Raw genomic sequence first — 14,221 nt, forward strand, 5'->3', positions numbered from 1 at the left:
GACGTCGCCCGGGCCCCGGCGGTTCCCTCCGCGACGGTGCGGGGTCGAGCCTCAGGGCAGCCGCGCGAGCAGCTCGCCGACCTCGACGCGGGCGCCGGTGTAGAACGGCACCTCCTCGCGCACGTGGCGCCGGGCGGTCGAGGCGCGCAGGTCGCGCATCAGGTCGACGATGCGGTGCAGCTCGTCGGCCTCGAAGGCGAGCAGCCACTCGTAGTCGCCGAGCGCGAAGCTGGCGACCGTGTTGGCCCGGACGTCGGCGTAGCCGCGCGCCATCCGGCCGTGCTCGGCGAGCATGGCGCGACGCTCCTCGTCGGGCAGGAGGTACCACTCGTAGGAGCGCACGAACGGGTAGACGCACACGTGCCGGCGCGCCTCCTCGTCGGCGAGGAAGGCCGGGATGTGCGACTTGTTGAACTCCGCCGGGCGGTGCAGCGCCATCTGCGACCACACCGGCTCGAGGCGCCGACCGAAGGCGGTCGAGCGGAAGCGGTGGTAGAGCGACTGCAGCTGCTCGGAGTCGGCGGCGTGCGACCAGACCATGACGTCGGCGTCGGCGCGCAGCCCGGAGACGTCGTAGACCCCGCGGACCGTGACGTCCTCGCCCGCCAGCTCGGCGAACAGCGCGTCGACCTCGGCCGCCTCCGCGGCGCGGTCGGCGCCGTCGCCGAGGGTGTCGGCCAGCCGGAAGACCGACCACATCGTGTAGCGGACGGTCGCGTTGAGCTCGCGCAGGCGCGCGGCGTTGGTCTGCTCGGCGGTCGAGGCGGCGTCGGTCATGGCTCCATTGTGCCGGGGCCGGCGGACCCACCGCGTGTGGCGTCGGCCTCCTCCAGCTCGCGCACCGCGCGCTGCGCGGAGGCGACGACGGCGGGGATGCCGACACCGTCGTACGCCGCGCCGCAGACCGCGAGCCCGGGCACCGCGGCGACCGCCGCCCGGGCGCGCGCGACGCGGGCGACGTGGCCCAGGGCGTACTGCGGCAGCCCGCCGCCCCAGCGCTGCACGTGCGTGTCGACCGGGACCGCGTCGAGGCCGGTCGCAGCGCGCAGGTCGTCGCGGGAGGCCCGCACGAGCGCAGCGTCGTCGGCCTGCAGCGCGGTCTCCTCGCCGTGGCGGCCCAGGGAGGTGCGCAGGTGGACGAGGTCCTCCCCGCCGGGGCCGGCACCCCGCCCGGCCTCGCGCACCCACGCCCACTTGGCGTAGCTGAACGTGGACGCCTTCACCGCACGGCCCTCGACGGGCGGCACCAGGAAGCCGCTCGCGTCCTCGCCCAGCAGCGGCAACGCGTCGGCGGCGCGGTAGGCGAGCGTGACGACGGCCACCGAGGCGGTCTCGACCCCGCCCACCTCGTCGGCGGCCAGGGGCGCGACCTCGCGCAGCAGCCGCGCCGCGGCGGCCGGGGGCACGGCCAGGACCACCGCGGCCGCGCGCACCTCCTCCTCCGCGGTCGTGGGCCCCACCACGAGGGCGAAGCCCTCCGGGGTGCGCCGCAGCGCACGGACCGTCGCCGCGGTGCGCAGCTCGGCGCGACCGGTGGCCTCCAGCCCCGCCGCCAGCGCGGCGGGCAGCCGTCCCACCCCGCCGGCGACGCCGGCGAAGACCGGGCCCTCGTGCGTGGCCTGCTGACCAGGAGCCTGGGCCAGCACGGAGCCGCGCGTCGCCAGGGTGAGCAGCTGCGGGACGGCCGCCCGCGCCGACAGCGCACGGGCGTGGCCGGCGTACACCCCGCCGAGGAGCGGCTCGACGAGCAGGTCGGTGACGGCGGGCCCGAAGCGCCGGTCGACGAGCTCGCCGACGGTGGCGTCGGCGTCGTCGCCGACCACCTCGGGCGGCAGGTCGCGCTCGGCGCGCACCCGGGCCAGCTGGGCATCGTCGAGCAGGCCGGTGCCCGCCAGCTGGTCGGGGTCGAGGGGCACGCCCATCAGCGAGCGGGGCAGCGGTCGCAGCGCGCCGCGCACCCACAACCGCGAGGAGACGACGGCCGGGTGCACGACGGGCAGCCCCGCAGCCCGCACCAGCGCCACGCCCTCGGGTCGCCGCGCCAGCATCGCCTCCGCGCCGACGTCGACCGCGACGCCCCCGACCTCCGCCGTGCGCAGCTTGCCGCCGAGCTCCGGGGAGGCCTCGAGCAGCAGCACCCGCCGGCCGGCCTCGACCAGGGCGTGGGCCGCCGCCAGCCCGGCGACACCGCCGCCGACCACCACCGTCGGGGAGCCGGGCGAGGCCTCGCGCGCGTGGGTGCTCACCCGACCACTGTGGCAGGCAGCCCGCGGGAACCGGCCCGGGCCCCGACCCGTCCCACCCCCATGACGACCTCCCGCCCCACCCTCCGCCCCCACGCCGGCCGGGCCGCCGCGCTCGCCCTGGCGGCGCTGCTGCTCGCGGGCTGCACGGGCGCCGGCACCGACAGCAGCTCCGCCGGTGGTGCCGACGCCGAGGCCCCCGCGGCCGCGGCCGAGTCGGCCGCCTACGACGCCGGCGCGGTCGACCGCGCCACCGGCAGCACTGGCGAGCGCGCCGCGCCGGCCACGCTCCGGCGGGCCCAGGAGCGCACCGTCGTCTCCACCGGCACCGTGTCGCTCGAGTCCGACGACGTCGGCGCGGCCCGCTTCGACGTGCAGCGGGTGGTCGACGAGGTGGGCGGCGAGGTCTCCGACGAGCAGACCGGCACCGACCGCGACGGCGAGGTACGCCGGACCCGCCTCGTCCTGCGCGTGCCGTCGGCCGCCTTCGACGAGACGATGACCGCCCTGGCCGCGCTCGACTCCGCGACGCTGCGGTCGGCGAAGCGCGTGAGCGAGGACGTGACCACCCAGGTCATCGACGTGGCGGCGCGGGTGCGTGCGCAGGAGGCGAGCCTGCAGCGCGTCGAGCTGCTGCTCGCGCGCGCCGAGCGGCTGCGCGACGTGGTGGCCGTCGAGGCGCAGCTGACCCGCCGCCAGGCCGACCTCGACTCGCTGAAGCAGCAGCAGGCCTTCCTCGCCGACCAGACCGCGCTCGCGACCGTCACGGTGCTCGTCGAGCGTCCCGAGGACCGGCCGGAGCCGGCGGCCGACGACGACGGCTTCCTCGCCGGACTCGGTGCCGGGTGGGACGCGCTGCAGGGATCGACGGTGGCGGTGCTCACCGCCGTCGGCGCCGTGCTGCCCTTCCTCGTCGTCCTGGCACTGCTCGGCGTGCCGGCCTGGCTGGTGCTGCGGCGCTGGGCGCCGCACCGGACGGCCGCGCTCAGCGAGGGAGCTGCTGCACGAACTCCGTGAGCCGCTCGAGCTGGGCGGGGTCCGTGGACGGGATGACGCCGTGCCCGAGGTTGAAGACGTGCCCCCGCGCGGCCTTGCCGGCCTCCACCACCTCGGCGGCACGGGCGAGCATGACCTCGGTTGGGGCGAAGACGAGGGTGGGGTCGAGGTTGCCCTGCACCGAGCGGTCGCCGACGGCGCGGATGCCGTCGGCCAGCGGGGTGCGCCAGTCGACGCCGACGACGTCGGCGCCCGCCTCCGCCATCAGGGGCAGCAGCGCGCCGGTGCCGACGCCGAAGTGGGTGCGCGGCACCCCGAGGCGGCCCGCCCGCTCGAGCACGGCGGCCGAGTGCGGCAGGACGTGCTCGGCGTAGTCCTGCGGCGTGAGCGCCCCCGCCCACGAGTCGAAGAGCTGCACCGCCGAGGCCCCCGCGGCGACCTGCACCTCGAGGAAGGCCGCGGCGATGCCGCCGATCTTGCGCATGAGCGCGTCCCACACGTCGGGCGCGCCGAACATCATGGCCTTGGTCTTGGCGTGCTCCTTGGAGGGCCCGCCCTCGACGAGGTAGGAGGCCACCGTGAAGGGCGCGCCGGCGAAGCCGATCAGCGGCGTGGCGCCCAGCTCGGCCACCAGCGCGCGCACCGACGCGGTCGTGAAGTCCACGTGGTCGGGCGTCAGGTCGGGGATCGCCTCGACGTCGGCCAGCGTGCGCACCGGGTGGGCGACCACCGGTCCCACACCCGGCACGATGTCGAGGTCGACGCCGACGGCCTTGAGCGGCAGCACGATGTCGGAGAAGAAGATGGCGGCGTCGACGCCGTAGCGGCGCACGGGCTGCAGCGTGATCTCGACGGTGAGGGCGGGGTCCATGCAGGACTCGAGCATCCCCACGCCCTCGCGCACCCTCAGGTACTCCGGCAGCGACCGGCCCGCCTGGCGCATGTACCAGACCGGGGTGTGCGGCACCGGCTCCCCGCGCGCGGCCTTGAGGAAGGCGCTGTCGGCGAGGCCGGGGTGCGGTGCGGGGCTGGCGGTCACGCGCCGATCCTCCCAGGTCAGGGCGGCGTGTCCCAACCTCCCGGGGCAGGGGCGTGCTTAGGGTGGGCCCATGGTCGTCGGTCAGGAGGCGCACCCGGGCACGGGTGCTGCCGCGCAGCCCCCTGAGTTCCGGGCTGCCGTCGACGGCATGCAGCGGGCCCGGTTGCGGCCCGAGGTGCTGTGCGAGGAGATGCCGGCCCCCCAGCGCATCGCGCCCTACGCTGCCGCGCTGACCGCCGACGTGACCGTCGAGGGCACCGACGTCGGCACCGGCCGCATCATCGTGCTGCACGACCCTGCCGGCAACGACGCCTGGGCCGGCACCTTCCGCTGCGTCGCCTACGTGCGCGCCGACATCGACCCCGACCTCGTCACCGACCCGCTGCTCGGCGAGGTCGGCTGGTCGTGGCTCACCGAGGCGCTCGACGCCCACGGAGCCGCCTACGCCGCCCCGTCCGGCACCGTCACGCGGGTCGCCACCGAGAGCTTCGGCGGCATGGGCGAGGAGGACGGCACCGCCCAGATCGAGGTCCGCGCCTCCTGGACCCCGGCCGGCGACACCGGCGTCGGTGGCGCCCCTGACCTGACCCCGCACGTCGAGGCGTGGGGCGAGCTGCTCTGCACCGCGGCCGGCCTCGAGCCCGTGCCCGAGGGCGTCACCGCCATGCCCAGCCGCCGCGGGCAGCGCGGCGCGCGCTGAGCGCCGTGAGCCCCGTGCCGTCCGAGCCCGCGCAGCCCGAGCCCACCGAGGACCAGGCCCCCCAGGCCCCCGACGTCGCTGAGGCCCCCGAAGCCCCGCTGCTGACCCTGCGCGACGGGCTGCCGCGGGTGGTCGACACCGACGCCGGGCTGGCCGAGGCCTGCGCCGCGGTCGCCGCCGGCACGGGCCCCGTCGCGATCGACGCCGAGCGCGCCTCGGGCTACCGCTACTCGGCGCGCGCCTACCTCGTGCAGCTGCGACGCGAGGGTGCCGGCACCTGGCTCGTCGACCCGATCGCCTTCGACTCCCTCGAGCCGCTCGCCACGGCCATCGGCGACGCCGAGTGGATCCTGCACGCCGCCACCCAGGACCTCCCCTGCCTCGCCGAGGTCGGCCTGCGCCCGGCCTCGCTCTTCGACACCGAGCTGGCCGGCCGCCTCCTGGGCTATCCCCGCGTCGGGCTCGGCACGCTGGTCGAGACCGTCCTCGGCCGCCGCATGCGCAAGGAGCACTCCGCTGCCGACTGGTCGACGCGCCCGCTGCCCGAGCCCTGGCTCGAGTACGCCGCACTCGACGTCGAGGTGCTCCTCGAGCTCCGCGAGGCGCTCCTGGCCGAGCTCGAGCAGGCCGGCAAGTCCGAGTGGGCCCGGCAGGAGTTCGCGCACCTGCTCGACCACCAGGCCCCCGTGCGGCACGAGGCGTGGCGACGCACCTCCGGCATGCACAAGGTGCGGGGCCGCCGGGGCCTCGCCGCCGTGCGTGCGCTGTGGGAGACCCGCGACCGCATCGCCGCCGAGCGCGACGTGACCCCGGGCCGGGTCATCCCCGACTCCGCGATCGTGGCCGCCGCCCGCGCCGACCCGCGCGACCGGTCGGCGCTGCTGGCCACCTCGGGCTTCCACGGCCGCGGCGCCGAGCGCTACGCCCACCGCTGGGTGGCCGCGCTCCGCGAGGCCGCCGACCTGCCGGAGTCCGAGCTGCCCGCGCGCTCCCCGCGCAGCGACGGCCCGCCGATGGCGCGCGCCTGGGCCGAGAAGGACCCCGTCGCCGCCCGCCGGCTCGCCCTCGCCCGCGAGGAGATGACCGCCCTCGGCGAACGCCTGGGCATGCCGGTGGAGCAGGTGCTCACCCCCGACTACCTGCGGCGGGTGCTGTGGACCCCGCCCGCCACCCGGGAGCCCGCCGCCCTCGCCGACGCGGTCGCCGCGCAGCTGCGCGACCTCGGCGCGCGACCCTGGCAGGTCGAGCAGGCCACCGCGCTCGTGGTCGACGCCGTGCTGCGCGCGGACGCCGAGCCGGCTCCCACCCCGGAGCCCACCCCGGAGCCCACCCCGGAGCCCACCGGCGAGGAGTGAGGCTCAGCCCTCCGGCGTGGCCTCCGGCGACGCCGGGTCGACCTCCGGGCCGAGCACGTTCTGCGACGAGGCGTCGATCGACTCCGTGAGCTCGTCGAGCTCGATCACCGCGTCGTAGAGCATGCTGCGCAGCGCGGGCGCCACGACGGCGTCGAGGGCCGCACGGGTGCCCGGCTCGCCGAGCTCGGGGGCCGGCACGATGTCGCGCACCGCGTCGAGGAACGCCTGCGACTGCGACGGCTGACGACCCGGCTGCAGGAAGGCGTCGGAGGCGGCGACCGCGAGCTCGGCCGGCACGAGGTAGCCCTCCCGCGCCACCGCCGCGACCGAGTCGGGGTCGAGCAGGTGCAGCAGGAAGTCGGCCACCGCGTCGGTGTCGGCGTCGGCCGCGGCGCACAGGCCCGTCACCGTGCCGGTGGTGACGGTGCCGTCGAGGCGCGGCAGCTGACGCACGTCGAAGGACAGGCCCTGCACCCGGCGCAGCTGCGGCACGAGGGCCCGCTCCCCCGGCAGCATCGCGAGCCGGCCCTGCTCGAAGAGCTCGACCGCGCTGCGGTCGCCGAGCTCCTCGGGGGTCGGGGTGACCTGGGGCGCGCGGAGCAGGGTCAGCAGCGTCTCCAGGGCGGCCTGCGACTCCTCGGAGGAGAGGGTCAACGAGGTGGGCGGCTCCTCGTCGTCGTAGACCTCGCCGCCGCCGGCGAGCACCCACGGACGCAGGCCGTCGAGCGTCGGCGGCACGTGCACGCCGCGCACACCGCGGCGCGGGCGCGTGGCGAAGCGGGCCGCGGCGGCGAACTCCTCGAAGTCCCACTCGGTGGGCGAGCTCGGCACCGGCAGCCCGCGCGCGGCCATGCGCACCGGGTCGACGAGGTCGGTGTTGACGTAGAGCACGGTCGGCGAGATGCCGAACGGCATGCACTGCAGGTCGTCCTCGGCGCTGAAGGCCTGCAGGGCGTCGCGGGAGTAGCCGTCGCCGAAGTCGACGCCGCGGGCGTCGAGCGGCTCGCCCAGCGGCTGCAGCAGGTCGGCGGCGAGCAGCTCCGGCAGCTGGTCGGAGGTCGCGAGGAAGACGTCGGGCAGGTCGCCCGCGGCGATCTCCTCGCTCACCGACGACGCCGAGCGGTCGGCGAGCAGGCGGGCGGGCACGGCGGGGTGGGTGGCGTTCCAGTCGGCCACCACGCGCTCCCAGGCCGCGAGCTCGTCGGGTGGGCCGAAGACGCCGAAGTCGAGCGGCGGGGCCGGCGCGGCGGCGGAGGACGTCGCGTCGGTGGGCGACGGGGCCGGGTCGGGCTCGGGCTCGCCCGTGCAGGCGGCCAGGGACGAGGTGACGACCAGCGCGGCCGCGGCCGCGGCGACCCTGCGACGACCGCGCGTCGACACCTGCCACCACACCTGCTGCCACGACACCGCTGGACCCCTCTCGCTCTCCCCCACGGGCCCGGTCACCCTAGCGGGGGGATCGTGCCGCCTAGAGGCCGAGGTGGGGCCGCGCGGCGGCGACCACGGCGTCGTACGTCGTGCGGTCGAGGGCGGCCCCCTCCCGCCGGACGTCGGCGGCGGGCAGGCGCAGCAGCCGGTTGAGCCGCACCTCGCTGGGCCGGCCGCTGCGGTCCCAGCCGCCCGAGCCGACGTCCATCCACAGCCGGCCCGCCCGGGCCTCCTGGGCCGCGTCGCGGTCGTGGTCCTGGCTGGTCAGCTGGAGCGCCAGCACCTCGTCGCCGTCGAGGCCGACGACGAGGACGGGCCGGTCCTTGCCCTGGCTGGCGTCCTCCTCGAAGGGCACCCACGCCCACACGACCTCGCCGGGGTCGGGCCGGCCGTCGGCGGTGGGCTCCCAGTCGCCGACCATCGGGCCGGCGCCGCGCCGGTGCGACGACGCGGGCGCACGCGTGGGGGCGGGCGAGGGGGCGGGCGACGGCGTGGGCCGCCGGGACGACGCGGTCGAGCCGCGCGAGGCGAGGGCGTCGCGCACGATCGGCACGACGACGGGAAGCACGGCGGGGAGGGCCTTGCGCAGGACGCGGCTCCAGGAGCTCATGGGCCCCAGGCTAGGGGGCGGTGCACCGGACCGGGAGCGCCTCACGGCGCGTGGCCGCTCGCAGCGGCTTCAGTTGGGACCCGGGGCTGCCGCGGCCCGGCGCACCGTGGTCGAGTCTAACGGCTCCGGCGCGGCACGGAAGGACCTCACGCCAGTCCGTGGCGCAGCTCCAGGTGGGCCGCGTGCTCGAGCTGCTCGGCCAGCGTCAGCACCCGCTCCGCGCCGCCCCCGGCGCCCGCGCCGGCGGCCAGGCCGAGGGTCGCGCGGCCGGTCGCGACGACGCGGGCGAAGGCGGAGGCCCGCAGCAGCACGTCGGCGAAGTCGCGCTCGGCGATCCCGCGGAGCACCTCGTCGACCATCGCGCGCAGCTCGTCGGGGCCCGGCGGGTCGGCGACGCCCGCGACGACGCGCGCGACCTGCGCGCGGGCGCGGCCCGCGTCGTACTCCCGGGCGACCGCGACCGGGGCGGCGTGCACCCAGGAGCGCAGGAGGTAGAGGCGGAACAGCGCGCCGGCGAGGCTGTCGGCGGGCGCGCCGGACCACAGGTCGGCGATGGTCTCGAGGCCCTCGGTCTCGGCGAGGTGGAGCAGCCGGTCGGCGACCGCCTCGTCGTCGCTGCCGCGGGCCCCGCGCACCAGCAGCACCGCGGCGCGGTCGGCCGCCTCGCGCACCTCGGCCGGATCGGCCCCGCCCGCCACCGCCTCGAAGAAGCGCGACCCCGGCTGGGTGGGCCGGTGGTGCGGGCGGCTCGGGTCGGACGGGCTCACCTCAGGAGGGTACGGCGTGCCCGCGGCGCCGCCCGCCTCAGCCGAGGGCCTTGCGGATCCGGGCGTCGCTGACCGGCCCGTCGGTGCCGAGCTGCTGGGCCCACAGCGACACGCGGTACTCCTCCAGCATCCAGCGCACCTGCCGCAGCCCCGCCCCGGGCGGCCGCCCCGGCGGGAGCGCCGCCACCTGGTGCAGCCAGGCGTCCTGCAGCGAGGCCACCTGGTCGGCGAGCTGGCGATCGCGCGCCACGGCCCCGCCACCGCTGCCCAGCCGCTCGCGGCGGTGCTCGAGGGCCGCGAGGTAGACGGGGTAGCGCCGCAGCACCCGCGGGCCGGCCTCGCCGACGAAGCCGCGGTGCACCAGGCGCGCGAGCTGGGCCTGCATGTCGGTGAGCGCCGGGAGGGTGGTCATCTCGGCGCGACCCGACAGCGCGCGCTCGGCGCGGCGCCAGGCGTCGAGCACGCGCAGCACGTCGCCGAGCACGGCCCGCACGGCCGGCTCGAGGTCGCGCGCCGCCGCGGTCACGAGGGCGTCGAACGCGGCCGCGTCGCGCACCACCGGGTGCGCGTCGACCACCCCGCCCGCCACCGCGGCCCGGCAGTCCTCGAGGAGGTCGGCCACCGAGGGGTAGGGCGAGCCCGCGAGCCCGAGCTTCTCGGCGTTGCCCAGGCCGTCGACGACCCGCTTCACCAGCCCCGGGTCGCGACGCTCGAGGGCGAGCAGCAGCAGGCGGCGGACGCCGAGGCGGTGGCGCGCCTCCTGCTCGTCGGCGGAGGCGACGACCTGCAGGCCGACGGTCGCGCCCTCGTCGTCGAGCGCGGGGAAGCCGCGCACCTCGTGGCCGGCACGCACCTCGGTGAAGGACGGCTCGACGGTGCCGAAGGTCCACGTGGTCTGCCCGGTGGCGCTGACGCCGCTGGAGGCCGCGACCTCGGCGATCGCCGCCGCGAAGCGCGGCCGCAACGGCTCCTTGAGCGCCTCGAGGTCCTTCCCGCGCGCGGCCTCGCGCCCGCGGTCGTCGACGACGCGGAAGGTCGGCCGCAGGTGCTCGGGCACCTTCGACCAGTCCCACGCCTCGCGCGGGACGACCACGCCCCGCGTCGAGCGGCACCACCGCTCGAGGGCGTCGAGCAGGGGCTCCTCGCCCGGCGGCACGTCGCGCAGGAACTCGCGGGCCTTGTCGGGCGCGGGCACGAAGCTGGTGCGCAGCTGCTTGGGCAGGCTGCGGATGAGCGCGGTCACGAGCTCCTCGCGCAGCCCCGGCACGTTCCACGAGAAGTCGTCGGCCCCGACGCGGTTGAGGGTCGCCACCGGCACGTCGATGGTCAGCCCGTCGTCGGCGGCGCCCGGCTCGAAGTGGTAGGAGATCGAGAAGGTCAGGCCCTCGTCGGCCGCGGCCCGCCACTCCTCGGGGTAGTCGGCCGCCCGCACCTCGGCGGCGGTGTCGTGGGTGAGCATCGCGGGGTCGAAGTCGAGCAGGTCGGGGGTCTCGCGCCGTGCCTGCTTCCACCACTGCTCGAAGTGCGCACCGCTGACGACCTCGGGCCCGACCCTCGCGTCGTAGAAGTCGAAGAGGGTCTGCTCGTCGACGACGATGTCGCGCCGGCGGGCGCGGTGCTCGAGTTCCTCGGCCTCGGCGAGCAGCGCCTGGTTGCGGCGGTGGAAGCGCAGCCGTCCCGACGCGAGCGCGGACCACTCCCCCTGCACCAGCGCGTGGCGGATGAACAGCTCGCGGGCGAGCGGGGCGTCGACCCGGCCGTAGTTGACCAGGCGGTCGGCGACCAGCGTCACGCCGTACAGCGTGACGCGCTCGCGCGCCATGACCGCGGCGCGCTTGGTCGACCAGTGCGGCTCAGAGAAGGACCGCTTCACCAGGTGGGCGCCGAGCCGCTCGGCCCACTCGGGCTGGACGGCGGCGACCTGGCGGCCCCACAGCCGGCTGGTCTCGACGAGCTCGCCGGCCATGACGAAGGGCGGGTTCTTCCGGTGCAGGCCGCTGCCGGGGAAGATCGCGAAGCGGGTGCCGCGGGCACCGAGGTACTCCCGCGGGCCGCGCCGCCCGCCCCGCCCCTCCTTCTCCTCGCGCTGCTCCAGCGCGCCGACGTGCGAGAGCAGCCCGGCGAGCAGTGCCTGGTGGATGCCGTCGGCGTCGGGCTGGTCGGCGGGGCGCCCGACCTCGACGCCCATCTCCTTGCAGACCTGCCGCAGCTGCGACTCGAAGTCCTGCCACTCGCGCACCCGCAGGTAGTTGAGGAACTCGCGCTTGCACATGCGGCGGAACGCCGAGGAGGAGAGCTCGCGCTGCTGCTCGCGCAGGTGGCGCCACAGCGTGAGCAGGGTGAGGAAGTCGCTGCCCTCGGCGGTGAACCGCGCGTGCGCCTGGTCGGCCTGCGCCTGCTGCTCGACGGGGCGCTCGCGAGGGTCCTGCAGCGACAGCGCCGCGGCGATGACGAGCACCTCGCGCACGCAGCCGAGGCGCTCGGCCTCGAGCACCATCCGGCCGAGCCGGGGGTCGACGGGCATGCGGGCGAGCCGGCGGCCCGTCCGGGTGAGCCGGCCGTCGGCGGTGAGCGCCCCGAGCTCCTCGAGGAGCTGGCGCCCGGCGGTGACGTTGCGTCGGTCGGGCGGCTCGACGAAGGGGAAGCGGGCGAGGTCGCCGAGGCCGAGCGCGGCCATCTGCAGGATGACGCTGGCGAGGTTGGTCCGCAGGATCTCGGGGTCGGTGAACGCGGGGCGCGCCTCGAAGTCCTCCTCGCTGTAGAGGCGGACCGCGATGCCGGCCTCGACGCGCCCGCACCGCCCGGAGCGCTGGTTGGCCGACGCCTGGCTGATCGGCTCGATCGGCAGCCGCTGCACCTTGGTGCGCGCGGAGTAGCGCGAGATGCGGGCGACCCCGGTGTCGACGACGTAGCGGATGCCGGGCACGGTCAGCGAGGTCTCGGCGACGTTGGTCGCGAGGACGACGCGGCGCGCGCTGCCCGAGGGCGAGAAGACGCGGTGCTGCTCGGCCGCGCTGAGGCGCGAGTAGAGCGGCAGCACCTCGAGCGAGCGGCCGGGGCGGGCCGCGCCGACGAGCTCCTGCAGCGCATCCGCGGTGTCGCGGATCTCGCGCTCGCCGGGCAGGAAGACGAGCACGTCGCCGGGCCCCTCGCCGGAGAGCTCGCGCACCGCGTCGACCACGGCCTCGGTCTGGTCGCGCACCACCGGCTCGCCGTCGTCGTCGACGGCGTCGAGGTCGAGCAGCGGGCGGTAGCGCACCTCGACCGGGAAGGTGCGGCCCGAGACCTCGACGACGGGCGCGGGGCGCCCCCGCTCGTCGGCGAAGTGGTCGGCGAAGCGCTGGGTGTCGATGGTGGCGGAGGTGATGACGAGCTTGAGGTCGGGCCGCTGCGGCAGCAGCCGCTTGAGGTAGCCGAGGAGGAAGTCGATGTTGAGGGAGCGCTCGTGCGCCTCGTCGACGATGATCGTGTCGTAGCGCCGCAGCATTCGGTCGCGCTGCAGCTCGGCGAGCAGGATGCCGTCGGTCATCAGCTTGACCCGGGTGGCGCGCGAGGTGCGGTCGGTGAAGCGCACCTGGTAGCCCACCGGCGAGTCGGGCCCGCCGAGCTCGGTGCCGAGCTCGTCGGCGATCCGCTCGGCGACGCTGCGCGCGGCGATCCGTCGGGGCTGGGTGTGCCCGATGAGGCGCGGCCGCCCCCGCTCGTCGGGCGCACCGCGGCCGAGCTCGAGGCAGATCTTGGGCAGCTGCGTGGTCTTGCCCGACCCGGTCTCGCCCGCCACGACCACCACCTGGTGGTCGCGGATCGCGGCGGCGATGTCGTCGCGGCGCTGGGTGACCGGCAGCGCGGGCGGGTAGGTGATCTGCAGGGAGGTGTCCACGGCGGGCACCATTGTCGCGGCAGCCGCAACCGGGCGCGCGTCGCCCCGGGTGCGGGGCCGGGTCAGCGTGCGGCGAGGGCCGCCGGGCCCGTCAGCGCCGCGGCGCCGACCCAGCGGCCGGTGACCTCGCAGCCCGGGCCTGCGAGCGCCACCACGACCGTGCACGACCCGTCGGCGAGGTGGCGGCCGGGGCGGGCCGGCCCGGTGGCCACCACGCTCCACCCGTCGCCCCGGTCGCGATCGACCCGGTCGACCTGCACGGCCACGACGGCGTCGTCGTCGACGTGGGCCAGCGCGCTCCCGGCGCCCGCGGCGACCTCGAGCCGGTCCCCCACGCGCACGTAGGCCACCAGCTGCACCTGCGGTCGGCCGTCGACGACGAAGGCCGCCCGGCCGACGCTCTCGAGGTCGAGCAGGTCCCGGCAGGTGCGCGCGTCCAGCGCGACGCGGTGGTGCTCCACGGCTCGTCCTCCTCCCGCGGCACGCCCCCGCGCCGCTGCCACCAGCGTGGCGCACCGCCCACCGACGGCGGGACGGGCGACCGGGCCCGCCGACGGGTGACCTAGGTCCCGGCTCGCGGGCCCGGGCAGCCAGGAGCGGCGCGCGTCAGCCTCAGGGCAGGACGGCGACGAGTGCCGGGAGCGAGGCGGTCAGCGCGTCGAGCAGCTCCTCGCGGCTGACGCCGTGCGGGTCGCGCACCCAGTCGAGGACGAGCTCCTCGCTGAGCGCCGCCCAGCCGCGCACCATGAGCCGGGCGGCCGGGGTGTCCTCGACGAGGCCGTCGGGGTCGGCGAAGATCCGCTCGGTGAGCGCCGCCCGCGTCTCCTCGTAGATCTCGCGCAGCGCCTCGTTGCCCCCCTGCGCTCCCTTGACCAGGGACAGGTAGCCCTCGTGGTTGGCCACCACGTAGTCGAGGTAGGCCGCCTCCCCCGCCCGCAGCCGCTCGAGCGGATCGTCGAGGTCGGGCGGGGCGGTCTGCGCCAGCAGGTCGGCCACCGCGCGGCGGACGACGGCGAGGTGGAAGTCCTGCTTGTTGCCGAAGTAGTGGTAGAGCAGGCCGCGGGAGATGCCGGCCTCCTCGGCCAGCAGGTCGATCGACAGCTCCTCCAGCGACCGCGTCGAGAGCAGCCGCACGCCGAGGTCGAGCAGCTGCTCGCGCCGGGTGTCGGGCTGCAGGCGCACCCGCGCGGTGGAGGTGGTCAT

The 14,221-nt window shown here is 76.8% G+C and carries 12 protein-coding genes; 3 read left to right on the forward strand and 9 right to left on the reverse strand.

The features are described from left to right. Positions 1-51: 51 nt before the first annotated feature. Both hemQ and hemG read right to left on the reverse strand, forming a co-directional pair. Positions 52-777 carry a hydrogen peroxide-dependent heme synthase gene (gene hemQ, locus BJ989_RS16055; protein ID WP_179519067.1) on the reverse strand — a complete coding sequence of 242 codons (726 nt, stop codon included), beginning with the start codon at positions 775-777 and terminating at the stop codon, positions 52-54. Then, positions 774-2,246, reverse strand: a complete 1,473-nt coding sequence (gene hemG, locus BJ989_RS16060) for a protoporphyrinogen oxidase (protein WP_179519068.1) — start codon at positions 2,244-2,246, stop codon at positions 774-776. Before hemG ends, hemQ begins: the two co-directional genes overlap by 4 nt. Before the next feature lie 60 nt (positions 2,247-2,306). On the opposite strand from hemG, the gene BJ989_RS17930 reads away from it, so the two are divergent. After that, complete coding sequence (locus BJ989_RS17930) at positions 2,307-3,260, forward strand: DUF4349 domain-containing protein (RefSeq protein WP_179519069.1); 954 nt, start codon at positions 2,307-2,309, stop codon at positions 3,258-3,260. Here BJ989_RS17930 and hemE read toward each other — a convergent pair. Then, positions 3,229-4,278 carry a uroporphyrinogen decarboxylase gene (hemE, locus tag BJ989_RS16070; protein ID WP_179519070.1) on the reverse strand — a complete coding sequence of 350 codons (1,050 nt, stop codon included), beginning with the start codon at positions 4,276-4,278 and terminating at the stop codon, positions 3,229-3,231. The genes BJ989_RS17930 and hemE overlap by 32 nt on opposite strands. 70 nt (positions 4,279-4,348) lie before the next feature. Between hemE and BJ989_RS16075 the strand changes: the two genes are divergently transcribed. Both BJ989_RS16075 and BJ989_RS16080 read left to right on the forward strand, forming a co-directional pair. Continuing rightward, entirely contained in the window at positions 4,349-4,978 is a 630-nt protein-coding gene (locus BJ989_RS16075; RefSeq protein WP_179519071.1) for a DUF3000 domain-containing protein, read from the forward strand. 5 nt (positions 4,979-4,983) lie between these two features. Next, the gene (locus BJ989_RS16080) at positions 4,984-6,333 is read left to right on the forward strand and encodes an HRDC domain-containing protein (RefSeq protein WP_343049439.1); all 1,350 of its coding nucleotides are present in this window, start codon (positions 4,984-4,986) and stop codon (positions 6,331-6,333) included. Positions 6,334-6,336: 3 nt separating this feature from the next. Here BJ989_RS16080 and BJ989_RS16085 read toward each other — a convergent pair whose 3' ends face one another. From BJ989_RS16085 to BJ989_RS16110, 6 genes are all read right to left on the reverse strand, one after another. Beyond that, positions 6,337-7,740, reverse strand: coding sequence for an extracellular solute-binding protein (locus BJ989_RS16085; RefSeq protein ID WP_179519072.1), 1,404 nt, complete (start codon positions 7,738-7,740; stop codon positions 6,337-6,339). Positions 7,741-7,801: 61 nt separating this feature from the next. Beyond that, positions 7,802-8,371: a type II toxin-antitoxin system PemK/MazF family toxin gene (locus BJ989_RS16090; protein WP_179519073.1), complete on the reverse strand. Its 570-nt coding sequence runs from the start codon at positions 8,369-8,371 to the stop codon at positions 7,802-7,804. A 146-nt stretch (positions 8,372-8,517) separates the two neighbouring features. Further along, positions 8,518-9,138, reverse strand: a complete 621-nt coding sequence (locus BJ989_RS16095) for a hypothetical protein (RefSeq protein WP_179519074.1) — start codon at positions 9,136-9,138, stop codon at positions 8,518-8,520. Between the two features lie 37 nt (positions 9,139-9,175). Then, on the reverse strand, positions 9,176-13,018 hold the full coding sequence (gene hrpA, locus BJ989_RS16100; RefSeq protein WP_343049440.1) for an ATP-dependent RNA helicase HrpA: 3,843 nt from the start codon (positions 13,016-13,018) through the stop codon (positions 9,176-9,178). 62 nt (positions 13,019-13,080) lie between these two features. Continuing rightward, positions 13,081-13,479 (reverse strand): pyridoxamine 5'-phosphate oxidase family protein, encoded by a 399-nt coding sequence (locus BJ989_RS16105; RefSeq protein WP_179519076.1) that lies wholly within the window; start codon positions 13,477-13,479, stop codon positions 13,081-13,083. Between the two features lie 151 nt (positions 13,480-13,630). Then, a complete protein-coding gene (locus BJ989_RS16110) occupies positions 13,631-14,221 on the reverse strand; it encodes a TetR/AcrR family transcriptional regulator (RefSeq protein WP_179519077.1) in 591 nt (196 codons plus the stop codon).

The organism is Nocardioides perillae, from assembly GCF_013409425.1.
Classification (GTDB): domain Bacteria; phylum Actinomycetota; class Actinomycetes; order Propionibacteriales; family Nocardioidaceae; genus Nocardioides; species Nocardioides perillae.